Here is a 25,453-nt window from a genome sequence, read left to right on the forward strand (position 1 = left end):
CCCCCATGAGCGACAGCATCGATCTTGCCGCCCTGAACTCGGCAACCAAGTACCCGTCCATCCCGACCTATCACGTGCTCGGGGAGCGTGGCGCTCTCACCGAGGACGCCACCCCGTTCGTCGGCGATGTGATTCTCACCGAGAAGGTCGACGGAACGAACGCCCGCATCATCCAACTTCCGGGCGGTGACTGGTTCATCGGCAGCCGCGAGGAGCTTCTTGCCGCCCGGGGCGACCGGGTCACCAACCCGGCCCTGGGGATCGTGGGGGCGCTGCGCACCGTCGCCGAAGGCCTCTCCGCGAGGGATGGCATCAACGTCTTCTACCTGGAGGTGTACGGGGCGAAGGTGGGGGCTGCGGCCAAGCAGTACACCGGGACCGGGCAGGTCGGGTACCGGTTGTTCGACGTGGCGACGGTGCCGCTGGAGGTTCTGGACCGGCCTGTCGAGCGCATATCCGCATGGCGCGAGGGGGGCGGGCAGTCGTTCCTCACCGAGGAGGCCCTGACCATCGCCGCCGGCCTGGAAGGCATTGCGCTCACCCCCCGCCTCGACGTCATCGCGCCGGGAAGTCTGCCGACCGGTGTCGACGGGATGAGCGCCTGGCTCAACGCCAGTTGGCTGCAGACCAAGGTTGCGCTGGACGACCGGGCGACGGGCCGTGCGGAAGGTGTGGTGCTCCGTACCGCCGACCGTTCGGTGATCGCGAAGGCGCGGTTCGAGGACTACGCGCGGACTCTCAAGCGCCGTACCCAGACGGCCCGTACTCGCTGACCGTCATGCCCCGCAAGGGCCGATGCTCCCCGTGCCGGCCCTGGCTCCCTGAACCGCCGCTCGCGGCATCGACGCCGTGAACACGGTCTGCCGATGACCGGCACACGACCGGGTCCGCCCTGAAGCCCAGGGCGGGCCCGAGGCGCGCCCGCACGGGGCCCCACGGGGTCTGCTCAGCCCGCGGATTCACCGGCGTGAGGACTCAGGACACCCGCGCCGATCAGGATGAACCAAAGTACGCCCTGAGTGCCTACGAGCTCGACGTGCCGGAACTTGGAACCTGCCCTCGGTCGAATATCGGCTCGACCACAAGCCGTGCCTCTGTTGCCATGGGGACCCCGCCTGCACCTGCAAGTGGCACCGGCCAGCCGAACCAACAAAGGATCATCCGTGAACGTCCTGCTCTCAGGGATCGTCGGCTCGACCGCCTACGGCCTGGCCCGCCCAGGCTCCGACATCGACCGGCTCGGCTTGTTCGCCGCCAACACCGCTGACTTCCACGGGCTGCACCGGCCCACGGAATCCCACGTCACCAACCACCCCGACCAGACACTCCATGAAGCCGCCAAGTGGTGCCGGCTTGCCCTCGGCGGAAACCCCACCGTCATGGAACTCGTCTGGCTACCCGACGACCTGTACGAAGTCAGGACACCGCTCGGCGACGAACTCATAGACATCCGGTCCACGCTGCTCTCCGCGAAACGGGTCCGCGACGCCTACCTCGGCTACGCCACCCAACAGTTCAAACGGCTGTACGACCGCGGCGACGGATCGTTCTCCGCCGACACGAGGAAGCGCACCGAGAAGCACGCCCGCCACCTGCGCCGGCTATGCCATCAAGGCTTCCAGCTGTACTCCACCGGCCACCTGCAGATCCGTGTCGACAACCCCGACGAGTACCACGAGTTCGGGGAGCAGGTAGCAGCCGACGCCATGGTTGCCCTCCCGATGCTCCAGCGGTACGAAGCCCTCTTCGACTCCACGACCAGCGTGCTGCCCGACAAGCCGGATGAGGCGCCGGCCGAGGCATGGCTCCGACGAGTTCGAGCCGCCCACTACGAACCGGTAACACAGGCATGACCGCCCGACCCGCACAACACAGCGGCCCCCACCCAACCGGGAGGGGGCCGCTTCGTTACACCAGGTTCGGTCGTGGCTCCGGCTGCAGAATTTCGATGCTAACCAGTTCCTTCGGTTCGCCAGGATCGGGGTCGACGTTCGAGTGCATCCGTCGGTATTCCGTTGAGTTGGTAGGACTGTTGCCGTCGAGGAAGACGGGTTCCACTTGGGTGGTGCTGGCGCCGCTGCGGTCGACCGATTCGACAAGAGCCCAGGTCAGGATCGGGAAGGAGAACTTGTCCTCAGTCTCGTGCGCCGTCCCCATGACGGACCGGAGCTCGACGCGAACGTGCCATCCGGGCTCGGCCGGGCTGATGGACAGGATGCGGTTGTTGAAGCGTTCCCAGTCGGACACTGGATCTCCTCGGAGTGGTGTAGTCCACGGCCACGCCAAGTCGCGCCGCAGCGTGCGACGCCGGCGAAGATCTGCAGATGTTCTCAGAACCGCGTCTACGGATGGCGCGCCGGACGGTAGGAAGCCCCCACCCTGGCCGGGAGGGGGGCGTCTCGTGTGTCAGGAACCAGCGCATCCGTGCCAGCGTCTTCCGGATCCCTGCGATCTAAGACGTCGCTTCTTATGGTGGCTGTTGGGGCCTGAGCCATGCAGGGATACTGCTGCTGTGCTGTTGACGTGGATTGCTGAGGTGGCGGACGAGCCCTTGGTGCTGGAGCCAGCTGACCGGCGGGTGGAGTGGAAAACCAATACCTGGTCGCTGGGTGCGGCGGACGAGGACAGGGGCTCGTCCGCCGCCGAGGTGGTGGCTGCCTTCGAGTGGACTGCTGCAGCCATAAAGGAGCGCATTCTTGGTCTGAACTTCTCCGGGGCGGCGACGTTCTACGTGTGGCACGACGAACAGGCCCGGCAACTCCGGTGCTCGACCGGCTCCGTGCCCCCGGACGCGTTGCCGTTCGGCGGTACCTATGTGGCTTCCGACGATCTCGGTCCGATCGTCGAGGGCTTCTTGGCAGACAGGGAGCCCGGCTCCATCGCGTGGTCGGACCTGGAGGACGTGCAGAGCCGCTCGGAGCAGACCGAGACCGAGTCGGAGATCGCACCCTTCCACGTCTGGGTCAGCAGTGTCGGAGCCTCGCACTGACTGGCCCTGCCTGTCCACGCGGACGAGGCGGCGGTGACAAAGCTGGCTGTCGTGCATGTTGGCACCGGAAATGCCCAGCGACAGCGGCAGTCCGTTCCGATCGGTGACCAGATGGATTTTCGAGCCCAACTTGCCACGGTCGGTCGGATTCGGTCCCGTCAGAAGCCCCCTTTTGCCGCCCGGACACTGACCGAGTCGATCGCGCACCGCGACCAGTCCAGCTCGCCCTGGGCCCCGAGTCCGTCCAGAACCACACGGTGGAGCCTGGCCCACACTCCACCGGGAGAACCGCCGGTAGACCGTCTGCCAAGCCGGGCCGAACTCCGGTGGAAGCTGGCGCCACGTACAGCCCGAGGTAGCCACAAAGATGACCGCCGCCAGAACCTCCCGGTCACCCGCTCGACGCCGGCCCCCGCCCTGCGGACGCTTCACATTCATGGGCGGGACCACTCGCCGAAACAGCTCCCACAACTCTTCCGGCACCAACCGCTCAACCAGATCCGCCATGCATAGCTCAACGAATGATCAAGCCATAAGAATAGATGTCTTATTCGGTGTACGGCTGGCTCGTCGCCTGCCGCTCGGCCTCGACGGCTGCACGGCAAAGCTGGATCAGGTGTTCGCTCGGTTTCGCCACGGCGGGATCTTTAGCGCCACCACTGACAGCGGGCCGTCCGCCATGCTGGCGGCAATGCTCCTCGGGATCCTCCCGGGACACCTGGCGGTGACGGCCGCCGCCCCCTTTGAGCGCCTAACCGGGCCCGGCTCAGGCCGCCTCTGCGTCGGTCCGCGACGCCACCGCCCACTCGACGAGCAGCTGCTCGTACTCCCGCTGCCCCTCCGGTGTCAGCGTGCCATCGGACCGGGTCCGGAGATCACGGATCTCCTCGTTGACCACGGCGGCAGGACGCACAGAGCCGGGTACGGCAGGGGAGTTGGGCATGCGCCGTTTCTACGGGTGAGGGCTGACAGCCGCCCAGCTCAGAGGGCGACCCGGTAGAACACTTTCCCCTGGTGCTGCTTGACGCCGAGGGCCTCGTACAGGGCGAGAGCAGGAGGGTTGTCGGTGTCGGCGGTCCACTCGACACGCGAGCATCCTGCAGCCGCCGCAGCCTCGTTCAGCGCGGCCATGAACGCGCGGGCCACACCGCGGCGCCGAGCGGACTCGCGGACGTACAGCTCCTTCAGGTACAGGCTGCTGCTCGCCCCGGCCGCCGGCCAAAGGAACATGTAGGAGGCCAAGCCGAGGACGTCGTCGCCGTCCCGGGCAAGGAGCACGGTGGCGTGCGGGCGCTCCCGGAACAGGGCGGACCTGATCTGTGCTTCATTGGCCGGCGTGCTGTCGCCGCCGTAGTAGCCCTCGATCTCCCCGAGAAGAACCGAGATCGTCTTAGTGTCCGCCACCGTTGCCGCGCTGATCTCCACCGCTAGTCCCATCGCCAAGGGGTAGCGCCAGGATCTCGCGCAACACCCGCACCTCCGACATGGCTCGTGCCTCGGGAACCCTAGCTGCAACATCATTTGCGCGGTAGACGATCAAAGCGAATCGGCGGGACGGGGCCAAGCCGACCAGTGTGTTCGTCGCCGGCTGGGCTGCGCCGGCTGCATCGCCCTCAGCAGCCAGGCACATCGCCTGATCGAGATGGACCAGCGCCCGGTCCATGTGGTCTGACTCCGGGTACAGCTCGAGCGCCCGCTCCTCACGCGCACGGCCCGTCTCGCCCAAGTGCGTCCATGGGTTCCCGGCATGGAAGCGCAGCTGGGACTCGGAGTACCCGAAGGCCGACCCGACTTGCTCCTCGACGGGCAGCCGCTGCAGGGCGACCTCGGCGGCGCCCAGGGCGACCGCGACTTCCGGCCTCGCCCGAGCCGCGAAAGCGCGCGGGCCTCAAGCGGGGCCGCGAGCGCCGGGCCAACGCACGGCAGCCCGCCGGCCAGCACCTGGGCCCGGCAGGCAAGTTCGACAGCACCCTCTATGTCTGAGCTGTAGTACAGCTGGTACGCCTCCTGCGCGTACATCCACGCCAGCGTCGCCCTGTCCTCAGCCGCCGCAGCTGCGGTTCGGCCGGTCCGCCACCAGGCGAGGGCGCGGGAGTCGCCCAGCTTGAGCAGGGTCAGCGCCATCAGGCCGGACATCTGCGCCGCGGCGATGAGGAGGCGCTTGCGGACGGGCGCGCCCTGTCGGCCGGTCAGCAGCAGCCGCAGGTCCCCGAAGTCTGAGAGAAGCTGGGGCAGGAGGAATCGTCAAGACTTGTGGATCGTGTCGGATTGGCGTTGATCCAAATCTTGCAGTCGGCGGCTCGCTGCGTTCCGAACGCGGCGGGTTCGTCCCCGTTCGGCGAGCAGGCTGAGGGCCTCATGTGAGGTGACGACGAGTACGACCGTGGCCGTGCGTTGGAACCAGTCGGATGCGGTGGTGAGCTCCTCTGCGGTCCATGGCTCATCCAGCGCGACTGCTCTGAGCAGGGTCCACTCGCGCAGCCGACGGGCGAGGAAGGGGCGGTCCCCGATTACGGTCGCGAAGGTGTGGGCCCAAGCGGTGAACGCCGGGTCGGTCAGCAGGTGGGCGACCCGACGCTCAAGGTGGCGGTTGACTGCGGCCTCCGCCATCGATACGTGCGGATCGTGCAGGACGGTGGCCACCAGGGTGGCCTCGTCCGCCTCCGAGACATCTTCCAGATCCTGCAGGTAGCTGCGGTAGCGGAGGTGCTCGGGGGGCTCCTCGTCGAAGGGCTGGTCGGTCACGCGGCGAGCCTTTCCGGTCGCTCCACGAGTTGGCCACGTTCAAAGCGGGCGCCGGCTCGGACCAGGGCGACCAAGTGGGGTGCATGCGGCGGGCGGGAGGCCCTACTTACCGAGCGGGCGTACTCAAACCCGCTCGAACGGGTGGCCCGTGCGTGCTGCGCGGACGTGCCACTCCTTGGGCAGGCTGGCCGGGGTAAGGCCGCACTCCACCCCTCCAGGTGGTGGCCTTGCCCCGGTTCTCTCATGTCCGGGGTCGACAGTAGCGACGACGAAGATCAAGTGAGAGAGAAGTGGGAGATGACTTCCTCCAGGAGCTTCGAAAGCTCTCTCAGTATCTCCAAATATCTCTGGATAGAAGCTAGAGGAATCCGACTTTCAGGACCCCTCTCAGCCCGCGGACTCACCGGCGTGAGGACTCAGGACACCCGCGCCGATCAGGATGAACAGAAGGATGCCCAGCAGCACGCGGTAGATGACGAACGGCATGAAGCTCTTGGTCGTGATGAACTTCATGAACCATGCGATGACCGCATAGCCGACCGCGAACGCGATGATCGTCGCGAAGATCGTCGGCCCCCAGGAGACGTGCCCCTCGCCCGCGTCCTTCAGCTCGAACGCGCCCGAGGCCAGCACCGCAGGAATGGCGAGAAGGAAGGAGTAGCGGGCCGCCGCCTCACGGGTGTAGCCCATGAGCAGCCCACCGCTGATCGTGGCGCCCGAGCGGGAGACGCCCGGGATCAGGGCCATCGCCTGGCAGAAGCCGAAGATCAGGCCGTCCCTGACGCCCAGTTCCTTCAGCGACTTGCGTTCCTTGATCGCCCGGTGCTTGCCGCCGGTCTCGTCACGGGCCGCGAGGCGGTCCGCGATGCCGAGGACGATGCCCATGACGATCAGCGTCGTCGCGATCAGGCGGAGGTCACGGAAGGGACCCTCGATCTGGTCCTTGAAGGTCACGCCGAGCACGCCGATGGGAATCGAACCGATGATCACCAGCCAGCCCATCTGGGCGTCGTGGTCGCCGCGCATCGAGGAGTTGGTCAGTGACCGGAACCAGGCCGAGACGATCCGGGCGATGTCCTTGCGGAAGTAGATGAGGACCGCAGCCTCGGTACCGATCTGCGTGATGGCGGTGAACGCCGCACCCGGGTCGTGCCAGCCGGCGAACGCGGCGGTCAGCCGCAGGTGTGCGCTGGAGGAGATCGGCAGGAACTCGGTCAGTCCCTGAACGAGGCCCAGGACGAATGATTCGAACCAGCTCATGGGGCTTTGGCCATCCCGGAGGTGATCATGCAACGTCCGACGGAGACTCAGGCCGTCGACAGCGTGCGGAAGCGGTCAAAAGGGAAAAAGAGGGCATGGTGTTGCGCCCCGGAGATCGTCTTTCGGTCGCGCGCAGCGTATCGCCTGTACGTGAACGGACTCCCGGCTGCCCCCGCCACTGCGCCCGGACACCGTTCAGGAACCGCCCAGCCGGTGACGCTTGCGCCAGGCGAGCAGGGCCGCACCCGCCCCCGACAGCACGATGAACCCCATAGCCGCCAGGAAGGCGGGTGAGGTCGGCGAGGCGGCCTCGCTGCCCGCGATGACGTACGCCGCGGTATTGGGGATCGAACCGAGCCCGGTGGCCAGCAGGAACGGCGGGTACCCCATCCGGGAGGTCGCCGCACAGTAGTTGGCGGCGGCGAACGGCACTCCGGGGAAGAGCCGCAGCGCCAGCATGGAGCGGAAGCCGTGCCGGCTCAGCAGTCCGTCCGCGGCCTTCATCCACCGTCCGCGCAGGAGCGTCCGGAGGGCGTCCTGCCCCAGTACCCGACCGAGCATGAAGGAGACACCCGCGCCGAGCACGGTACCCGCCAGAGCCGCCGCCAGGCCGGTCTGCGCACCGAAGAGCGCACCGGCGGCGAGGTTGAGAAGAGGACGCGGCACGAACGCCACGGTGCACACGCCGTACGCGACGCCGAACAGCATGGCCGCGGCCGAACCGGTCAGCTGGGGTGGCCAGCCGGAGGCGAGCAGCCGCTGTGGTTCGAAGAGCAGCATCGAGGTGGCGGCAGCCAGCAGCACCGCCACGAGCAGGGAGAACCGGGACCAGGGTGAGAGCAGCACCCTCGTACAACGCACTGCGAGACCGCCGGCGGGCCGGGCGGCGGGGACGGGGTCGAACATTTGGGGAGACTAACCGAAACGGACGTGTGATCGCCGTAATGTGCAGCCCATGAGGCCCGCAGCGCACGCCGCGCCCACCGTGCCGGACAGCGAGCTCGCCGACACCGTGCTCGAGCGGCTCACGGCTGCCTACCCCCGGGCCGCCGACCCGGAACGAGCGGTGTCGGCAGCCGCGTACATGAAGAACATCGCCCCGTTCCTCGGCATCGCCACCCCGCGGCGGCGGGCGCTCTCACGGACCGTGCTGGCTGGTACGGGGCGGCCGGACGAGGCGGACTGCACGGCGATCGCCCTGCGCTGCTGGGAGTTGCCGGAGCGCGAGTACCAGTACTTCGCCGTCGACCACCTGCGCCGTCATGTGGCGCGCTGCTCCTCCGGGTTCCTCCCGGTCCTGCGCCATCTCGTGTCCACCAGGGCCTGGTGGGACACCGTCGACCTGCTCGCCGCCCATGTCGCCGGTCCGCTCGTGACCGCCGATCCGGTGCTCGCCAAGGCGATGGACCGGTGGATCGAGGACGACGACATCTGGATCGCCCGCACCGCCCTGCTGCACCAACTGCGGTACAAGGACCTGACCGACACGGGGCGGCTGTTCGGCTACTGCCTGGTGCGGGCCGACCACCCGGACTTCTTCATCCGCAAGGCGATCGGCTGGTGCCTGCGCGAGTACGCGAAGACCGACCCGGATGCCGTGCGCGACTTCGTCGAGGGGGCCCGCGACAGGCTGTCACCGCTGTCCGTCCGCGAGGCGCTCAAGAACATGTGAGGACCACCGCCGGCTGAACTCCCGCGTGCGGCAGGCCCGTCCGGTGTCCGCCCGAAAACCATTCGACGCCGCCGCACCGCTCCGCCATGATCAGGGGCATGTTCCGGTACGCCTTCCTCGCAGCGCAGTCCGCAGTCGCGGACACGCCGAAGGCTGCCGTGGACACCGCGGTCGCAACCGCAGCAGCAGTCGAAGCAGCGTTCCTCGCTGCAGCAGCGCCCATCGGCGGCGCCCGAAGCTGACCCTCCCCCGACAGTCCGGCGGACCCCGTAAGGGGAGGGTCGGCGGGGCCCTGGGGTCTTCTTTTCTCAGCTTCGAATTCCAAGGAATGAGCCATGCCCAAGACGGCATACGTGCGCACCAAGCCGCACCTGAACATCGGCACCATGGGCCACGTCGACCACGGCAAGACCACCCTGACCGCCGCCATCACCAAGGTGCTGAGCGACCGCGGGACCGGCACCTTCGTGCCGTTCGACCGGATCGACCGGGCGCCCGAGGAGGCGCAGCGCGGCATCACCATCAACATCTCGCACGTCGAGTACGAGACCGACACCCGGCACTACGCGCACGTCGACATGCCCGGCCACGCCGACTACATCAAGAACATGGTCACCGGAGCGGCGCAGCTCGACGGGGCGATCCTCGTCGTCTCCGCGCTCGACGGGATCATGCCGCAGACCGCGGAGCACGTCCTGCTGGCCCGTCAGGTCGGCGTCGACCACATCGTCGTCGCCCTCAACAAGGCCGACGCGGGTGACCCCGAGCTGACCGACCTGGTCGAGCTGGAGGTCCGTGAGCTGCTCTCCGCGCACGGCTACGGCGGCGACACGGTGCCCGTCGTGCGGGTGTCGGGCCTCAAGGCCCTGGAGGGGGACCCGCGGTGGACGGCGTCCATCGAGGGGCTGCTCGACGCGATCGACACGTACGTGCCGATGCCGGTGCGCTACATCGACGCGCCGTTCCTGCTGTCCGTGGAGAACGTGCTCACCATCACGGGCCGCGGCACCGTCGTCACCGGCGCCGTGGAGCGCGGCACGGTGCGCGTGGGGGACCGGGTGTCGGTGCTCGGTGCGGACATCGAGACGGTCGTGACCGGCCTGGAGACCTTCGGCAAGCCGATGGAGTCCGCGGAGGCCGGAGACAACGTCGCGTTGCTGCTGCGCGGAGTGGAGCGCGACCGCGTCCGGCGCGGCCATGTGGTCGCGGCCCCCGGGAGCGTCAGTCCGAGCCGGCGCTTCACCGCGCAGGTGTACGTCCTGTCGGCCCGGGAAGGAGGCCGCACCACCGCGGTCACCACCGGCTACCGGCCGCAGTTCTACATCCGTACGGCGGACGTGGTCGGCGACGTCGACCTCGGCGAAACGGCCGTGGCACGGCCCGGCGACACGGTCACCATGACCATCGAGCTCGGCCGTGACATCCCGCTGGAGTCCGGTCTCGGCTTCGCGATCCGCGAGGGCGGCAGGACCGTCGGCGCCGGTACGGTCACCGGCCTGCTCTGAGGCCGGGGAACCCGCCTCCCGCATTCCACGGGGGGCGGGTTCCGCATGTCCGGCACCCCTGGGAAGGTCCGGCACGCCCGGGAATCAGGGAACAATGGAGGCGTGAACGAGCCGATACCCGTCATCCGCGCCGCCGACTTCGGCACCGCCCGGCTGCTGCCCGATGTGGACCGGGACCGGGCGTGGCTGCTCACGGTCGACGGCGCCCCGCAGTCGTACGTCGACCTCGACGATCCGCAGTACCTCGAATTCGAGTACGTGCAGCGGCTCGCCCATGTCGTGGACCTCGCGGGCGAGCCCGGCGCGCCGCTGGACACCGTGCACCTCGGCGGCGGCGCGCTCACGCTGCCCCGCTACGTCGCGGCGACCCGCCCCGGCTCCCGGCAGGACGTGGCCGAGGCCGACCGGGGACTGATCGAGCTGGTCCGTGAGCATCTGCCGCTGCCCGAAGCGGCCGGGATCACCGTGCACGGCACCGACGCCCGGGGCTGGCTGGAACAGGCACCGGAGAATTCCGCGGACCTGCTGATCGCCGACGTCTTCGGCGGCGCACGGGTACCGGCGCACCTCACGTCCGTCGAGTACGCACGGGCTGCCGGGCGGGTCCTGCGGTCGGGAGGGATCTACGCGGCCAACCTGGCGGACAGCGCGCCCTTCGGCTTCCTGCGCCCGCAGCTCGCCAACTTCGCCGAGGTCTTCGACGAGCTCGCGCTGATCGCGGAGCCGGCCGTACTGCGCGGCCGGCGCTTCGGCAACGTCGTGCTCGTCGCCTCGCGGAGCCCTCTCTCCATCGCACCGCTGACGAGGCTGTGCGCCGCGGACGCGTTCCCCGCCCGGGTCGCGTACGGGACGGCGCTCACCCGGCTCGCAGGCGGCGCCGAGCCCGTACGGGACGCCGACGCGGTCGCCTCACCCGAGCCCCCCGACGGAGCCTTCAGCATCGGCTGACACCCGGCGCTCCTGCGCGGGCGGCACGTGCGTCGCGCTGCCTGCAGCCTTCACCGTGCCGCGCCGGGTCAGGTTCCGTACGTCCGGGACGAGCAGCACCCCCGCCGTCACCACCACGATCAGCGCGGCGCAGCCCCACAGGGCCGCGCTGCGGCCCACCAGCGTCTCCACCGGACCGGCCGCCGCCGTGGCCACCGGCACCATCGCGACAGAGCCGAACCAGTCGTACGCCGAGACCCGGGACAGCTTCTCCTCCGGGATCTCCTGATGGAGCGCCGTCATCCAGGAGACGCCGAACACCTCGATGGCGACCCCGGTCACGAACATCACCCCGCAGAGACCGGCCACCGGCAGCGGCACGGCGAGGCCTGCCGAGGGGAGCGCCAGCGGGAACACACAGAGCGTCCCGGCGAGCAGCAGCCGTCTGGGCTTCCAGCGCATCATCAGCAGCGCCCCGCCCAGCGTGCCGACACCGAACGCGGCGAGCGCGAACCCCCATGGGCGCGCCCCACCGAGCTCGTCCCGGGCCACCAGGGGTCCGTACACCGCCTCGGCGGCGCCGACCACGGCCACGACCACGGAGAACTGCAGCACGATGGCCCAGAGCCAGGGGCGGCTCGCGACCTCCCGCCAGCCGTCGCGCAGATCGGCGAGCAGCCCGCTGCCCGGAGCGCGCTTCGGAATGTGGCTCACGTCGAGGAAGGCCCGCAGCGCACCTGCGACCGCGAACGCCGCCGCGTCGGCCGCCAGCACCCAGCCGGGATCCATGGCGGCGATCATGGCGCCGCCGAGCGCCGCGCCGCCGATGGCCGCACCGTGCATGGACATCCGGAAGAGGGCGAAGGCGCGGCTCGCCTGTTCGCCGCTGACGCTGGACATCAGCATGCCTTCGGCGGCGGGACTGAAGAACGCCTGCCCGGTACCGCACAGCGCGGTCAGGAGCATCATGTGCCACAGCTGGGCCTCGCCGGTCAGGACCAGCCAGGCGAACAACGCCTGGGAGACGCAGTTGAGCGCGTTCGCCGCGACCATCACCCGGTGGCGCGGGAGCCGGTCGGCGATCGCGCCGCCGATCAGCAGGAAGAGCACCAGCGGCGCGGTACGCGCGGCGGCGACCAGGCCCACGTCGCCGCCGTCGCCGCCGGACTCCAGAACCGCGAACGCCGCCGCGATCAGCGCGCCGTGGGTACCCAGGCTCGTGATGATCGCGGCGGCTGTCAGCAGACCGAAGTTGCGGCCGGTCCGCAGGGAGCGGAGCGAGGGGGGCGGAGATGCGGCGGCGGAAGTCACCAGGGGACTATCCCCGCCGCGGCCCCTCGCTGCCAAATGGGCCGGCCGTTCCGAGGGCGCGGAGGGTCAGGACGTGCTCTCCGCGAGCCGGACGGTGCTGAGGATCTTCTGGATGGTGGCGTCCGGGAGTTCATCGTCCACGCCCGCGTTGGCGTAGAGGATCCAGGACGAGTACTCGGCCTTGGCGTTCTTGAAGGTGAACGCGATCGACTTGCCGTCGGTGTCGCACTTGTCCTTGTTGGCCAGCCCTGTCGCGGTGGCGGTCACCACGCTGCCGGAGAGGCCGGACTTGGTCGTGTACGGCTTGGGCTTGCCGATCTTGACCTTCTCCTTCGGGTCCTCCTGGGCATAGGCGGCCCACACCCAGTTGGCGGCCTCGTTCGTGGCGGCCTCGTCGGTGCTCTTGGCGCCCTGGCCGCCCTTGGTGCCGACGCCGGCCAGACCGGTGTCCTCCTTGGTGCCGTCCTTGTCGGCGTCGTCGATGCACCACTTGCTCTTGTAGTAGGCCGGCGCGGAGAAGCCGACGGCGGGCGGGCCCTCGGGCTTCTTGACGTCCTCGAAGCCGGAGAACACACCGGCGCCCGAGACCTCCCAGTCGCCGGGCACGTCGAACTGCGTGCCCCACTTGGGGTTCGTGACGACCTTCCAGCCGGGGATCGTCGGCGCGGCGTCCTCGCCGCCCCGCGGGTTGGCCGTGGGGGAGGAGGCGGTGTCGGAGGGCTTGGCGGTCGGCGACGACTTCTTGTCGTCGGCAACGGTCTTGCCCTTGTCGTCGTCCTTGCCCATGACGACGACGCCGGTGACGACAGCCGCCACGACGACCGCGGTGGCGGCGACGATCGCGACGATCGTCGTCTTCTTCTTGTCGTCCTGCGGACCTCCGGGCGGCCCCGGCACCGCGTACTGCGGCATCGTCGGCTGCTGGTACGGGTTCGGCTGCGGGTAGCCCGGCTGCTGCCCGGGCTGGCCCTGCTGCGGATAACCCTGCTGCTGGTATCCCGGCTGCTGATAGGGATTCGGCTGCTGGTACCCCGGCTGCTGGTACGGGTTCTGATTCTGGTCCTGCGGGTTTTGCTCGCCCCCGGGCGGCTGCTGTCCTGGCCACATGGCCAGTAACCATAGAGGGGTGCGGCGCCCACTGCTACGGCCGCCCCTGTGAGGAGATGGTCAAAGCCGTATACTCGCGAGTAACATCCCGTTCATGAGCACTGAAGAGATGACAGTCGGCGAGATGCTGTCCGCGACCGTTCCGATGGTCAGGACCCTCAACCTGCAGTACCTCGAAACGAGCCCGGAGCGGGCTGTCCTCTCGCTGCCGGACCAGGCCGAGTACCACAACCACCTCGGCGGACCGCACGCCGGAGCGATGTTCACCCTGGCCGAGTCCGCGAGCGGCGCGATCGTCGTGGCCGCTTTCGGCGACCAGATGGCACGGGCCGTGCCGCTCCCCGTCACCTCGGAGATGTCCTTCAAGAAGGTGGCCATGGGAGCCGTCACGGCGACCGCGACGCTCGGGCGCCCGGTGGCGGACGTCATCGCCGAACTCGACGAGGGCAAGCGGCCGGAATTCCCCATCACCGTTGAGATACGTCGAGCCGACGGCGCCGTGACGGGCGAGATGACCGTGGTCTGGACCCTGCGTCCGAACCGCTGACCCGCACCCATCCGCACCGGGCCGCCGCACACCCGCCAGGGGAGCGGCGGCCCTTCGCGCTGTCCGGGCCAGGTAGGCTGCCCGCCGTGCGCCGGCGGAGTGCACAGCGGCAGGATTTCTCAGGAGGGACCGGCGTTGCACGTCCAGGAGTGGCTCGAGACCGTACCCGCGGTCAGCATTTACCTCCTGGTGGGGGTCGTCATCGGGCTCGAGAGCCTGGGTATTCCGCTGCCGGGCGAGATCATCCTCGTCAGTTCGGCGCTCCTCGCCTCCCAGCACGGCGACATCGACCCCGTGGTGCTCGGCGCCTGCGCGTCCGCCGGAGCGATCATCGGTGACTCGATCGGCTATGCCATCGGCCGAAGGGGAGGCCGCCCTCTGCTCGCATGGCTCGGCGGCAGGTTCCCCAAGCACTTCGGTGAGCCCCAGATCGCACTGGCGGAGCGGTCGTTCGAGAAGTGGGGCGTGTGGGCGGTCTTCTTCGGCCGCTTCGTCGCACTGCTGCGGATCTTCGCGGGACCGCTCGCCGGCGTTCTGCGCATGCCGTACTGGAAATTCCTGATCGCCAACGTGTTCGGCGGCATCGTCTGGGCCGGTGGCACCACGGCCGTCATCTACTCGGTGGGTGTCGTCGCCGAGGCGTGGCTCAAGCGCTTCTCGTGGCTCGGCCTGGTGGTTGCCGTACTGATCGGCCTGACCTCGATGCTGGTGCTGAAGAACCGGGCGAAGAAGGCCTCGCAGCAGTCGGCGGACAGCTCCCCCGCGGCAGCCGAGCCGGACGCGGTACCTGCCGTCGACTGACCCCGGTGCCCGCGGCCGGGACCCCCTCCGGGGAGTCGGCCGCGCGCCCGGCTGCCGGCATCAGGCCTGGTGGGCCTTACGGTGCGCCTTCGCCAGTTCCACGTAGCCGACGGCGTTGAAGCGGATGTTCGCGAGCTCCTCGGCGGTCAGTTCCCGCTTGACCTTGGCGGGCACACCGGCGACGAGCGAACCCGGCGGCACCTGCATCCCCTGCGGTACGAGGGCCTGCGCGGCGATCAGCGAGCCGGCGCCGATGTGCGCCCCGTTGAGCACCGTGGCGCCCATGCCGATGAGGACGTCGTCCTCGATGACACAGCCGTGCAGGACCGCGTTGTGGCCGACGGAGACCCGGGCGCCGACCGTGAGCGGGAAGCCGGGATCGGTGTGGACGCTGCAGTTGTCCTGGATGTTGCTGTCGGGGCCGAGGGAGATCGGGCCGCAGTCGGCGCGCAGCACGGCCTGGTACCAGACGCTGGAGCCCGGGGCCAACGAGACCTCGCCGATGACGACGGAGGTCGGTGCCACGAAGGCGTCCGGGTCGATGTCCGGCTCCTTGCCGCCGATGCCGGTGACCAACGCCTGTTCTGTCATCGTGTGCTCCTCGGTTGCGGGTGCGGTGAGGACACGTCCTCCCACCGGTGAAACCGTAAGCGACGTCCTCTTCGTCCCGCCGGGCCGGGGTGGGGTGAACATCACAGCCTGGCGCGAGGGCCGGTCCCGTTCCGGCCGACTAACGTGAGCGGGTGCCGAAGAACAGAAACACGTTCTCGTCCGTGGCCCTCTGGCGGCGCCGCGTCCTTTCCCGCGCCGTCCACCGGGGCTGGGCCTGGGTGCAGGAGTCCGGCGCGGTCACCGCGCAGCACCCGGGGCGGCTGCGGTTCGGCCGCATCGGCGCCGGGACCCGGCTCGCCTTTCCGCAGGGCACCGTGTTCGGTGAGCCGTGGATCGAGCTCGGAGACCACTGCATCATCGGCGAGCAGGTGACGCTCACGGCCGGGATGATGCCCGATCTGGACCTGGGGTCCGATCCGATCCTGACCCTCGGCGACGGTGTGGTGCTCGGTCGCGGCAGCCATGTCATCGCCGACACGACGGTGACGATCGGCTCGAACACGTACTGCGGTCCGTACGTCTACATCACCTCCACCAACCACAGCTACGACGACCCCCACGAGCCCGTCGGGAAGCAGTGGCCCCGCATGGAACCCGTCGCGATCGGTCCCGGCTGCTGGATCGGCACCGGAGCGGTGATCCTTCCGGGGGCCAGGCTCGGGCGCAACGTGGTGGTCGCCGCCGGAGCCGTCGTACGGGGAGAGGTCCCCGACCACGCGGTCGTGGCGGGAGCGCCCGCCCGGGTGGTACGGAGCTGGGACCCCGAGAACGGCTGGCAGCCGCCGCTGCGCACGCCCGCACCGGTGCCGATCCCGGAAGGCGTCACGTCCGAACAGCTGCTGGCGGTGGCGCATCTCGAGGACACTTCCCGCGGCTGAGTGCCTATCCCGTGGCCAGCAGGACGGTGCCGAGCAGGGCGAGGCCCGCACCCGCGGCCTGGACCGCGCGCAGCCGTTCACCCAGCACGACGCGTGCGCCCAGCGCCGTCACCACCGGATACAGCGAGGCCAGGACCGCGGCCACGGTGACCGGGCCGTGCTGGGCCGCGATCGAGTAGGTGCCGTTCGCCGCGACATCGGCGAGGCCGACGAACGCCAGCGCGGGCAGCGCGGCGAGGACGACGGCCCGGCCGCCCTCCTCGGGCAGGGCACGGCCCCCGCGGCGCACCGATACGTACAGGGCCGTGCCGCCGACAGTGATGTTGGTGACGCGCTGGACGAAGAGCGCCAGGAACAGTCCGGTGACCGTGGTGGACGCCTCGGCGATCAGGGCCATCACCGCTCCGAAACCGAAGGCCGCCAGCAGGGTGAGCACAACGGCCTGGCGCTGCACCGGGGCCCCGCGCAGCTGCGGGCCGCCTGCCAGGACCACGCCGACGACGGCCACGGCGACACCGGCGAACTGCAGCAGTCCCGGCTGTTGGCCGACGACCAGGCCGACCCCGACCGGAACGGCGACACCCAGCGCGCCGAGCGGGGAGACCACCCCCATCGGGCCGAGGGCCAGAGCCTTGTAGAAGCTCAGCATCGCCACGGGTCCGACGGCGCCGGCCGCGACCGCGAACCAGAGCCGTCCGTCCAGCTCGCTCCACGCGCCCGTCGCCGTCACGACGACGCCGAGCACCACAGCGGCGATGCACTGCGAGACCACGACCACGGTGAGTGCGGGCGTCCGCCGGGTCAGCAGCCCGCCACCGAAGTCGGCCAGCCCCCACAGGAGGCTCGTGGCCAGGGCGAACAGTGCTGTCATCGCGTGCCTCGCAGTACAGTGCGGTGATCGGGTGGGTACACCACACCGTAGTGCAGTATTTTCGACCCTGTCATCCAAAATATTGGACGGAACGTGTCTGACCTCGATCAGCTCACCCAGTCGCTCGCACGCAACCTCAAGCGCTGGCGGAGCGAGCGCGGCTTCACCCTCGACGCTCTGGCTGCCCGTGCCGGGGTCAGCCGCGGCATGATCATCCAGATCGAGCAGGCGCGTACGAACCCGAGCGTCGGCACCACCGTCAAACTCGCCGACGCACTCGGTGTGAGCATCACGACCCTTCTCGACTACGAGCAGGGGTCCCAGGTGCGCCTGGTGCCCGAAAGCCAGGCCGTGCGCATGTGGTCCACGGAGGCGGGCAGCTCGACCACGCTGCTGGTCGGCACGGAAGCACGAGGGCCCATCGAGCTCTGGTCCTGGCACCTGATGCCCGGCGAGGGAAGTGCCTCCGACCCGCACCCCGAGGGCACGGTGGAACTCCTCCACGTCAGCGCGGGCGAACTGACCCTGATCGTCGACGGTGCGGAGCACTCCGTGCCCGCCGGCACCTCCGCGACCTTCGAGGCGCACGTGCCGCACAGCTACCGCAACGACGGCACCGAGCCGGTCGACCTGACCATGGCGGTCTCCATCCCGCCGGTACGCCGGGACGGCAACTGACCTCGGCCGGAGGGCTGTTAGCGTGCCACCCATGCGCGCACCACTGGGTAACTTCGAGGATGCTTCTCCCGCCGCCGACCGTCTCGGCCTGCTCCCCCCGCCCGTCGCCGAGGCGGTGGCCAAGGGCTGGGGCGACATCCCCGCCGACCGGATCGTCCACGTCGACACGGATCCGGCGATCGCCGACACCGCCGTCTTCGTCGAGCACCACGGCCCCGAGCTGCTCGACCGGTCGGCCAACTGCGTCGTCGTCGCCGGCAAGCGGGGCGGCGAGGTCACCCTGGCCGCATGTCTGGTCCTCTCGCGCACGCGCGTCGATGTGAACGGTGCGGTGCGCAAGCACCTCGGCGCACGCAAGGCGTCCTTCGCACCGATGGATGTGGCGGTCGGGGAGTCCGGCATGGAGTACGGCGGGATCACCCCGATCGGCCTGCCCGCCACCTGGCCGCTGCTGCTCGACCCCGCAGTGGTCGACGAGGAGTGGGTGCTGATCGGCAGCGGCCGGCGCCGCGGCAAGCTGATCGTCCCGGGCAAGGCGCTGGCGGCACTGCCGGGTGCGGTGCTGGTCGAGGGCCTGGGGATCTGAAGCCCGCAGCGGGAGGGCGCGGACCGGCCAAGCCCGGAGCGGGACGGCGCGGACCGGCCCGGCCCGCAGTGGGAGGGCGCGGACCCGCCCGTTTCAGGTCCGGGTGCGGTTGTCCTTGAACCAGCCGACGGCGAAGTCCACCGCCGAGGTCAGCCGGATCAGCCGACTCTGCGCCGAGCCCACGCGCCCCCTCCGTACGGCCCCGTCGGTGTCCGCCCGTTCGAAGTCGCGCCCCAGCGCCGCGAAGTCGCTGTCGTCCAGCGCGACATCCTCGTACTCCCACCACTGGCGCCTGCCCCCGGGCGCCACCACACAGCGGTAGAGGCGGCGCGGCGGGTCGGGGAGCCGGTACTCGGCCAGATGAAAGGCCGTGCACGTATCGAAGCCCGTGCCCAGGAGCAGAATCCGGGCGTCGGATTCGTACAGACGGGCGAGGGGGGAGTCCTCGCCCAGATGGCAGGTGGGACGGTGCCGGGCGAGCAGTCCGCCGGCCGCCGGGCCGATCGCGGCGAACGACGTCTGGGGGTGGGCGCTGCGCTCGGCGCCCGGTGCCAGACGGACCGTCTCGGCCAGCGTGCCCATGCCGATCGCGGGCGAGGCGGCCAGGTCGAACGGCGGCATCGACGCGTGGACGGCTGCGCGCGCCGCGTCGCTCAGCCCTCGTACCCGGTCCAGGTACGGGGGCGAGGTGTCGGAGTTCTCCGTGGTGAACGAGGGGACGACCAGCGTCCCCTCCGGTCCGAGCGCCTGCCGAAGGGCGTCGACCATGTCGACGGCGTCACCCCCCACCGCACGCATGGAGGTGTGGACCAGCAGGACACCGCCCCGCTCCACCCCGAGCCGGGACAGCTGGGCCACCGCCCGGTCGTTGCTGATCAGCTGCTCTGTCACGGCAGACATTGTCCCCGTCGTGGGACGGGTGCGACACCGTCCTGTCAGGAACGGCGGGCGAGTGTCGGAATTTCGATGGCTGGGCAGCGGTCCATCACCATGTCGAGACCGGCCGCCCGCGTGCGCCCGTACGCCGCCTCGTCGACGACGCCGAGCTGGAACCAGACCGCCTTCGCGCCGGCTGCGACCGCCTCGTCGGCGACCGTGCCCGCCAGATCGCTGTTGACGAAGACGTCCACGACATCGACCGGGAACGGAATGTCCGCCAGCGCGGTGTACCCCTGCTCGCCGTGGACCGTTTCCGCCTTGGGGTGCACCGGGACTACACGCTTGCCGAAGCGCTGAAGGACCTCGGCCACCCCGTAGGCGGCCCGCGAGCGGTTGTTGGACAGGCCGACCACCGCCCAGGTGTCGCCCGAGTCCTGAAGAATCCTGCGGACCGTCTCATCGTCTGCGTACATGCCGGGGACAACGGACGTTCCCCCCGGACCATTCCCGTACAGCCGGGGGAGAGGCGGCCGCCGGACGGCGCATAGGGTGGCCGGATGCAGGAGCAGTACCGGACAGTCGCTCGCGCGGGTGTGCACGAGACCGAGGTCAACCGATCGCGCTTCCTCTGCGCGCTCGCCCCCGCAGCCACCGAGCAGGAGGCGCAGGAATTCGTCGCACGCATCCGCAAGGAGCACCCCACCGCCAGCCACAACTGCTTCGCCTACGTGATCGGAGCCGACGCCTCCGTACAGAAGGCGAGCGACGACGGGGAGCCGGGCGGCACCGCGGGCGTCCCCATGCTCCAGATGCTGATGCGCCGGGAGGTGCGGTACGCCGTCGCCGTCGTCACCCGCTACTACGGCGGCGTCAAGCTCGGCGCCGGAGGGCTGATCCGGGCGTACGGGGGCGCGGTCGGGGAAGCGCTCGACACCCTGGGCACGATCACCCGGCAGCGGTTCCGGCTGGCCACGGTCACCGTCGACCACCAGCGGGCCGGCAAGCTCGAGAACGATCTGCGCGCCACCGGCCGCTCCGTGCACGACGTGCGCTACGCGGAGGCGGTGACGATCGAGATCGGGATCCCGGACGCCGACGTCGAGGACTTCAGGGTCTGGCTCGCCGACGCGACGGCAGGCTCGGCGACGCTCGAACTGGGTGGCGAGGCCTACGGGGATGTACGGGCCGGATGAGGGATCAGAGGCCCCGCGGCATTAGCGTGGTCGGGCCGGCTGCGGAAATCCGCGGCGGGCGGGGGTGCGGGGCCGGTGCGGCTCCGGGGCGGAGGAAGCGGAAGATGCAGGTCGGAGCCGTCGGAGTGATGCCGTGAGGATTCTGCACACCTCGGACTGGCATCTGGGGCGGTCGTTCCACCGCGTCCCCATGCTCGACGCCCAGGCCGACTACCTCGACCACCTTGTGCGGACCGTACGCGAACACGAGGTGGACGCGGTCCTCGTGGCCGGCGATGTCTACGACCGGGCCGTACCGCCGCTCGCGGCCGTCAGGCTGTTCGACGACGCTCTGCACCGGCTCGCGGCCGCCGGAGTGCCGACCGTCATGATCTCCGGCAACCACGACTCGGCCCACAGGCTCGGCGTCGGCGCCGGCCTGATCGCACGGGCCGGTATCCATCTGCGCACCGATCCTGCGGACTGCGCGACCCCCGTCGTGCTGCACGACGCGCACGGGGACGTGGCCTTCTACGGACTGCCCTATCTGGAACCCGCGCTCGTCAAGGACACCCTGGGTGCCACGAAGGCCGGACACGAAGCGGTCCTGACCGCCGCCATGGACCGGGTCCGTGCCGACCTCGCCGACCGGCCCGCCACCACCCGCTCCGTGGTCCTCGCCCACGCGTTCGTGGCGGGCGGCGAACCCAGCGACAGCGAACGCGACATCACGGTCGGCGGTGTCGCCGCCGTCCCCGCCGGAGTCTTCGACGGTGCCGATTACACCGCCCTCGGACACCTGCACGGCTGCCAGACCGTCACCGAACGCGTCCGCTACTCGGGCTCGCCGCTCGCGTACTCCTTCTCCGAGGCCACCCACCGCAAGACGATGTGGCTGATCGACCTCGGCGCAGGCGGGGAGCTCTCCGCCGAACGCATCGACTGCCCTTCCCCGCGTCCGCTCGCACGGCTCCGGGGGCGGCTCGACACCCTCCTCGACGACGCCGGCCTGGAACGGCACGAGGAGTCCTGGGTCGAAGCCACCCTCACCGACCCGGTACGGCCCGACGAGCCGATGGCCCGCCTCCTGGCCCGTTACCCGCACACCCTCAGCCTCGTGTTCGAACCCGAGCGTGCCCCCGAGGACCCCCTCGCCTCGTACGCCCAGCGTCTCCGGGGCCGGGACGACCAGCAGATCGCGGAGGACTTCGTGGCCCACGTGCGCGGCGGCAGCGGACCCAGCGAGCAGGAGCGCACGGTGCTGCGCGCCGCATTCGACGACGTACGGGTGAGCGACAGCGTGCACGAGGTGTCCCGTTGAGACTGCACCGGCTCACCCTCACCGCCTTCGGCCCCTTCGGCGCCACCCAGGAAGTCGACTTCGACGCACTCTCCTCGGCCGGGCTCTTCCTGCTGCACGGTCCGACCGGCGCGGGTAAGACCTCCGTCCTCGACGCCGTCTGCTTCGGGCTGTACGGAGCCGTGCCCGGCGCCCGGCAGAGCCCCGGCACCTCCCTGCGGAGCGACCACGCCCCGGTCGACCTGCCGACCGAGGTCCGGCTGGAGCTGACCGTCGGAGGGCGCCGCCTGGAGGTCACCCGTCGGCCTGCCCAGCCCCGCCCCAGGAAGCGGGGCGGCGGCTTCACGACAGAAAAGGCACAGAGCCTGCTGCGCGAGTACGGCGCGGAGAAGGGCTGGCAGGCGCTCAGTCGCTCGCACCAGGAGATCGGCGAGGAGATCGGCCGGCTCATCGGGATGAGCAGGGACCAGTTCTGCCAGGTGGTCCTGCTGCCCCAGGGAGACTTCGCGCGCTTCCTGCGGGCCGACGCCGAGGCACGCGGCAAACTCCTGGGCAGGCTCTTCGACACCCGTCGGTTCGCCGCGGTGGAGGACCACCTGGCCGAGCTGCGCCGTCGGGCGGAAGCGCAGGTCCGAACCGGCGACGAACACATCCTGGCCCTCGCCCAGCGCATCGCGCAGGCCGCCGGCCCGGCCGCCCGGGAATCGCCCCTGCCCGAGGACCGGCCCGGTGAACCCGGACTGGCCGAGGGCGTACTGCAATGGGCGGCCGTCGCGCGCGGCGGCGCGGGCGAACGGCTCGACGTCGCCCGGTGCGCCCTGTCGGCGGCGGAGGCCCGGAACAACGCCGCGCGCCACGCCCTGGACGCCGAGCGCGAGCTCGCCCGGCTGCAGCAGCGGTACGCGGAGACGCGCCGCCGCGCTGCCGGACTCGAGGAGCGCCGCCTCGAGCGCGACCGCTGCCACGAACAGCTCACGCGCGCACGCAAGGCGGACCTCGTCGCTCCGGCGCTCGAGCTGCGCGAGGAGGCCGAACGCGCCCACACGGCGGCGAGCGCGGCCCGTGAACGTTCTCGCGCGGAGCTGCCCCCGGAGCTGGCCGACGCGGGCGTCGAACAGCTCGCCGGCGCTGAGCGCACCCTCCGGTCGGACCTCGGCGCACTCGAGGCGGCGCGCCGCGCCGAACGGCGCAGCAGGCAGATCGACGCCGAACGGGCGGGGATCGAACGGCAGTCCCGTGCCGACGACGAACTGATCCAGGAGGCGGCGGACTGGCTGGCCGGCTGGGACGGTATCCACCGGGAACTGCGGGAGCGCATCGAGGGCGCGCAGGAGGCCGCGACCCGGGCCGAGCAACTGGCCGGGCGGCTGGACCCTGCGCGCCGGAGGCTGGACGCGGCGCGGCGGCGCGACGCACTCGTCGTTCGGGAAGGGGCCGCCGAGGACAGTCTGACGGCGGCCCGCGAACACGCACTCGCTGCTCACGAGACCTGGCTGGGGCTGCGGGAGCGGCGGTTGCGCGACATCGCGGCAGAGCTGGCCGAGGGGCTTGCCGACGGTGTGGCCTGCACCGTGTGCGGCTCGGCCGATCACCCGGAGCCGGCCCGGCCGGGAGACGGGCATGTGGACCGCGCGACGGAGGAAGCGTCACTCGCCGCCCACCGGCGTGCGGAGCAGTCCCGCGCGGAGGCGGAGCGCGAGCTCGGCGTCCTGCGCGAACGGCTCGCCGCTGCGCGGGCGGAGGCCTCGGGGGACCTGTCCGGGGACCCGGAGGAGCCGGAGGGCCAGGGGACGGTGCGGGCTGCCGGCCGGGGTACGGCCTCCGTCGCGGAACTCGAGGCGGTCGTCACCGTGCTGACCCGGGAGCACACGGAAGCGCACCGGCTGGCGGCGGGGATGCACGGCGCCCGGGAGGCACTCGCCGCCGCCGAGCGGGAGCACCTCGGACGGCTCGACGCCCGGCAGCAGGCCGAACGGCGCGCAGCCGCCCGTACCTCGCAGCGGGAAGCACTCGAGCGCGAACAGGCCGCGTTGGAGGCCGAACTGGTGACGGCACGGGGGGCGTCGGGATCCGTCGCCGCGCACGCGGACCTGCTGGAGCGCAGGGTCTCGCTGCTCGCCGACGCCGCCGATTCGCTGCGGGCCGAACAGAGCGCCGCGCAGCGCCGCAAGGAGGCCGATGGCACGCTCGCCGATGCCGCCTTCCGGGCCGGATTCGACACCCCGCAGGCCGCCGCTTCGGCGCTCGTCGACGCCACCGCCCAGCGGGAACTCCAGCACCGGATCGACGCCTGGCAGGCGGAGGCCGCAGCCGTCGCCGACCGGCTCGCCGAGGAGGACGCCCGGGCAGCCGCAGCGCAGCCACCCGCAACGCCGGATGCCGCGCAGTCGGCGTACGACGCTTCGGGACGGCTGCTGCGCGACAGCGCGGCCGCGCTCGCCGCCGCCCAGGAGCGCTGCACGGAGCTCGGCCGGCTCTCCCGGCAGACCGCGGACGAGGTGCGCAGGATGGGGCCGCTCCGGCAGGAGCACGAACGGGTGGCACGCCTCGCCGGGCTGACCGCGGGCACCTCGGCCGACAACGAGCGAAAGATGAGGCTCGAGGCGTATGTGCTCGCCGCCCGGCTGGAACAGGTCGCCGCAGCCGCGACAGCCCGCCTCCAGCGCATGTCCTCGGGCCGCTACACCCTGGTGCACTCCGACGCGCGGAGCGGTGGGCGCAGAGCAGGGCTCGGGCTGCACGTCGTGGACTCCTGGACGGGCCGGGAGCGCGACACGGCGACCCTGTCCGGCGGCGAGACGTTCTTCGCCTCGCTGGCCCTCGCGCTCGGCCTCGCCGACGTCGTGACGGACGAGGCGGGCGGCGTACGGCTGGACACGCTCTTCATCGACGAGGGTTTCGGCAGCCTGGACGAGCAGACCCTGGACGAAGTGCTCGACGTCCTGGACTCGCTGCGCGAACGCGACCGCAGTGTCGGCATCGTCAGCCATGTCGCCGACCTGCGGCGCCGCATCCCGGCGCAGCTGGAAGTGGTGAAGGAGCGGCACGGGTCGGCGGTGCGGCATCGCGCCGCGGGCATGCTCAGCGGCTGATCGCCCGGCGGGGGAGCGGCGAGGAGTACACGATGCTGGTGGTCACGGAGCCGAGGGTGCCGATCCTCCCCGTGACCTCTTCGAGGTGGCGCATCGAACGGGCGGTCACCTTCAGTACGAAGCAGTCGTCCCCGGTCACATGATGTGCCTCCACGATCTCCGGCGTCGTATCCGTCAGATCGTGGAACGGCTTGTAGTTGCCGTTCGGATAGCGCAGCCGTACCAGGGCCAGAATCGGCATCCCGAGCCGCTCGGGGTCCACCACCGCGGTGTAACCGCTGATCACCCCCACCTCCTCGAGGCGGCGCACCCGTTCGGTGACGGCGCTCGGGGACATGGCCACGGCGCGGGCCAGCTCGGCGAAGGTCGCGCGTCCGTCGCGTTGCAGGACCTCGAGGATGCGCCAGTCCGTGGCGTCCGGGGAATAGTCGGTCATGGTCCACAGACAACAGGGCAATCCCCGGCAGATCAAGCGATGTGCCGGGGATCATTACTTCCGGCAGGCGATCACCGACCGTAGA

General features: G+C 70.5%; 28 protein-coding genes and 1 pseudogene. 15 read left to right on the forward strand and 14 right to left on the reverse strand.

Features of this window, described 5'->3' with window-relative positions; translation table 11 throughout:
- Positions 1-5: 5 nt before the first annotated feature.
- Positions 6-773 (forward strand): RNA ligase family protein, encoded by a 768-nt coding sequence (locus tag OG257_RS32780; RefSeq protein ID WP_329213303.1) that lies wholly within the window; start codon positions 6-8, stop codon positions 771-773.
- A gap of 390 nt (positions 774-1,163) precedes the next feature.
- A complete protein-coding gene (locus tag OG257_RS32785; RefSeq protein WP_329213305.1) occupies positions 1,164-1,853 on the forward strand; it encodes a nucleotidyltransferase domain-containing protein in 690 nt (229 codons plus the stop codon).
- Positions 1,854-1,908: 55 nt separating this feature from the next.
- Here OG257_RS32785 and OG257_RS32790 read toward each other — a convergent pair whose 3' ends face one another.
- Positions 1,909-2,247 (reverse strand): hypothetical protein, encoded by a 339-nt coding sequence (locus tag OG257_RS32790; protein ID WP_329213307.1) that lies wholly within the window; start codon positions 2,245-2,247, stop codon positions 1,909-1,911.
- Between the two features lie 289 nt (positions 2,248-2,536).
- On the opposite strand from OG257_RS32790, the gene OG257_RS32795 reads away from it, so the two are divergent.
- Positions 2,537-2,989, forward strand: a complete 453-nt coding sequence (locus OG257_RS32795) for a hypothetical protein (RefSeq protein WP_329213309.1) — start codon at positions 2,537-2,539, stop codon at positions 2,987-2,989.
- Between the two features lie 42 nt (positions 2,990-3,031).
- On the opposite strand, the pseudogene OG257_RS32800 reads toward OG257_RS32795, so the two are convergent.
- From OG257_RS32800 to OG257_RS32825, 6 genes and pseudogenes are all read right to left on the reverse strand, one after another.
- Positions 3,032-3,496: pseudogene (locus OG257_RS32800) on the reverse strand (IS5 family transposase); the annotation flags it as partial.
- 259 nt (positions 3,497-3,755) lie between these two features.
- Positions 3,756-3,932, reverse strand: a complete 177-nt coding sequence (locus OG257_RS32805; RefSeq protein ID WP_329213311.1) for a hypothetical protein — start codon at positions 3,930-3,932, stop codon at positions 3,756-3,758.
- A 38-nt stretch (positions 3,933-3,970) separates the two neighbouring features.
- Positions 3,971-4,426: a GNAT family N-acetyltransferase gene (locus OG257_RS32810; RefSeq protein WP_329213313.1), complete on the reverse strand. Its 456-nt coding sequence runs from the start codon at positions 4,424-4,426 to the stop codon at positions 3,971-3,973.
- An 807-nt stretch (positions 4,427-5,233) separates the two neighbouring features.
- Entirely contained in the window at positions 5,234-5,734 is a 501-nt protein-coding gene (locus tag OG257_RS32815) for a hypothetical protein (protein WP_329213315.1), read from the reverse strand.
- Positions 5,735-6,121: 387 nt separating this feature from the next.
- Positions 6,122-6,994, reverse strand: coding sequence for an undecaprenyl-diphosphate phosphatase (locus OG257_RS32820; RefSeq protein WP_329213317.1), 873 nt, complete (start codon positions 6,992-6,994; stop codon positions 6,122-6,124).
- A 195-nt stretch (positions 6,995-7,189) separates the two neighbouring features.
- Entirely contained in the window at positions 7,190-7,900 is a 711-nt protein-coding gene (locus tag OG257_RS32825; RefSeq protein WP_329213319.1) for a TVP38/TMEM64 family protein, read from the reverse strand.
- A gap of 49 nt (positions 7,901-7,949) precedes the next feature.
- Here OG257_RS32825 and OG257_RS32830 point away from each other — a divergent pair, with 49 nt between their 5' ends.
- The 4 genes from OG257_RS32830 (at position 7,950) to OG257_RS32845 (ending at position 11,119) form a co-directional block, all read left to right on the forward strand.
- Positions 7,950-8,666: a DNA alkylation repair protein gene (locus OG257_RS32830; RefSeq protein WP_329213321.1), complete on the forward strand. Its 717-nt coding sequence runs from the start codon at positions 7,950-7,952 to the stop codon at positions 8,664-8,666.
- A gap of 98 nt (positions 8,667-8,764) precedes the next feature.
- Positions 8,765-8,908, forward strand: a complete 144-nt coding sequence (locus OG257_RS32835) for a hypothetical protein (RefSeq protein WP_329213322.1) — start codon at positions 8,765-8,767, stop codon at positions 8,906-8,908.
- 93 nt (positions 8,909-9,001) lie between these two features.
- On the forward strand, positions 9,002-10,171 hold the full coding sequence (gene tuf / locus OG257_RS32840; protein WP_329213324.1) for an elongation factor Tu: 1,170 nt from the start codon (positions 9,002-9,004) through the stop codon (positions 10,169-10,171).
- 102 nt (positions 10,172-10,273) lie between these two features.
- Complete coding sequence (locus OG257_RS32845; protein WP_329213326.1) at positions 10,274-11,119, forward strand: spermidine synthase; 846 nt, start codon at positions 10,274-10,276, stop codon at positions 11,117-11,119.
- Here OG257_RS32845 and OG257_RS32850 read toward each other — a convergent pair.
- On the reverse strand, positions 11,081-12,409 hold the full coding sequence (locus OG257_RS32850; RefSeq protein WP_329213328.1) for an MFS transporter: 1,329 nt from the start codon (positions 12,407-12,409) through the stop codon (positions 11,081-11,083). The genes OG257_RS32845 and OG257_RS32850 overlap by 39 nt on opposite strands.
- 66 nt (positions 12,410-12,475) lie before the next feature.
- On the reverse strand, positions 12,476-13,516 hold the full coding sequence (locus OG257_RS32855) for a hypothetical protein (protein WP_329213330.1): 1,041 nt from the start codon (positions 13,514-13,516) through the stop codon (positions 12,476-12,478).
- Positions 13,517-13,625: 109 nt separating this feature from the next.
- Between OG257_RS32855 and OG257_RS32860 the strand changes: the two genes are divergently transcribed.
- Both OG257_RS32860 and OG257_RS32865 read left to right on the forward strand, forming a co-directional pair.
- The gene (locus tag OG257_RS32860) at positions 13,626-14,063 is read left to right on the forward strand and encodes a DUF4442 domain-containing protein (RefSeq protein ID WP_329215470.1); all 438 of its coding nucleotides are present in this window, start codon (positions 13,626-13,628) and stop codon (positions 14,061-14,063) included.
- A 135-nt stretch (positions 14,064-14,198) separates the two neighbouring features.
- The gene (locus tag OG257_RS32865) at positions 14,199-14,864 is read left to right on the forward strand and encodes a DedA family protein (RefSeq protein ID WP_329213332.1); all 666 of its coding nucleotides are present in this window, start codon (positions 14,199-14,201) and stop codon (positions 14,862-14,864) included.
- 60 nt (positions 14,865-14,924) lie between these two features.
- On the opposite strand, the gene OG257_RS32870 is transcribed toward OG257_RS32865, so the two are convergent.
- Positions 14,925-15,455: a gamma carbonic anhydrase family protein gene (locus tag OG257_RS32870; protein ID WP_329213333.1), complete on the reverse strand. Its 531-nt coding sequence runs from the start codon at positions 15,453-15,455 to the stop codon at positions 14,925-14,927.
- A 152-nt stretch (positions 15,456-15,607) separates the two neighbouring features.
- Here OG257_RS32870 and OG257_RS32875 point away from each other — a divergent pair, with 152 nt between their 5' ends.
- Positions 15,608-16,354, forward strand: coding sequence for an acyltransferase (locus OG257_RS32875; protein ID WP_329213335.1), 747 nt, complete (start codon positions 15,608-15,610; stop codon positions 16,352-16,354).
- Positions 16,355-16,358: 4 nt separating this feature from the next.
- On the opposite strand, the gene OG257_RS32880 is transcribed toward OG257_RS32875, so the two are convergent.
- Positions 16,359-17,225, reverse strand: coding sequence for an EamA family transporter (locus tag OG257_RS32880; protein WP_329213337.1), 867 nt, complete (start codon positions 17,223-17,225; stop codon positions 16,359-16,361).
- 93 nt (positions 17,226-17,318) lie between these two features.
- Here OG257_RS32880 and OG257_RS32885 point away from each other — a divergent pair, with 93 nt between their 5' ends.
- Positions 17,319-17,903 carry a helix-turn-helix domain-containing protein gene (locus OG257_RS32885; protein WP_329213339.1) on the forward strand — a complete coding sequence of 195 codons (585 nt, stop codon included), beginning with the start codon at positions 17,319-17,321 and terminating at the stop codon, positions 17,901-17,903.
- Between the two features lie 31 nt (positions 17,904-17,934).
- Entirely contained in the window at positions 17,935-18,489 is a 555-nt protein-coding gene (locus OG257_RS32890; RefSeq protein ID WP_329213341.1) for a YbaK/EbsC family protein, read from the forward strand.
- Between the two features lie 93 nt (positions 18,490-18,582).
- On the opposite strand, the gene OG257_RS32895 is transcribed toward OG257_RS32890, so the two are convergent.
- Positions 18,583-19,389 carry an aminoglycoside N(3)-acetyltransferase gene (locus OG257_RS32895; protein WP_329213343.1) on the reverse strand — a complete coding sequence of 269 codons (807 nt, stop codon included), beginning with the start codon at positions 19,387-19,389 and terminating at the stop codon, positions 18,583-18,585.
- A gap of 35 nt (positions 19,390-19,424) precedes the next feature.
- A complete protein-coding gene (locus tag OG257_RS32900) occupies positions 19,425-19,841 on the reverse strand; it encodes a CoA-binding protein (protein ID WP_329213345.1) in 417 nt (138 codons plus the stop codon).
- An 84-nt stretch (positions 19,842-19,925) separates the two neighbouring features.
- Here OG257_RS32900 and OG257_RS32905 point away from each other — a divergent pair, with 84 nt between their 5' ends.
- From OG257_RS32905 to OG257_RS32915, 3 genes are all read left to right on the forward strand, one after another.
- The gene (locus tag OG257_RS32905; RefSeq protein WP_329213347.1) at positions 19,926-20,561 is read left to right on the forward strand and encodes a YigZ family protein; all 636 of its coding nucleotides are present in this window, start codon (positions 19,926-19,928) and stop codon (positions 20,559-20,561) included.
- Between the two features lie 133 nt (positions 20,562-20,694).
- Positions 20,695-21,861: an exonuclease SbcCD subunit D gene (locus tag OG257_RS32910; RefSeq protein ID WP_329213349.1), complete on the forward strand. Its 1,167-nt coding sequence runs from the start codon at positions 20,695-20,697 to the stop codon at positions 21,859-21,861.
- On the forward strand, positions 21,858-24,932 hold the full coding sequence (locus OG257_RS32915) for an SMC family ATPase (RefSeq protein WP_329213351.1): 3,075 nt from the start codon (positions 21,858-21,860) through the stop codon (positions 24,930-24,932). Before OG257_RS32910 ends, OG257_RS32915 begins: the two co-directional genes overlap by 4 nt.
- On the opposite strand, the gene OG257_RS32920 is transcribed toward OG257_RS32915, so the two are convergent.
- A complete protein-coding gene (locus tag OG257_RS32920; RefSeq protein WP_329213353.1) occupies positions 24,922-25,368 on the reverse strand; it encodes an Lrp/AsnC family transcriptional regulator in 447 nt (148 codons plus the stop codon). The two genes, OG257_RS32915 and OG257_RS32920, sit on opposite strands and share 11 nt — an antisense overlap.
- Positions 25,369-25,453 lie beyond the last annotated feature (85 nt).

Source organism: Streptomyces sp. NBC_00683 (genome assembly GCF_036226745.1).
Taxonomy (GTDB): domain Bacteria; phylum Actinomycetota; class Actinomycetes; order Streptomycetales; family Streptomycetaceae; genus Streptomyces.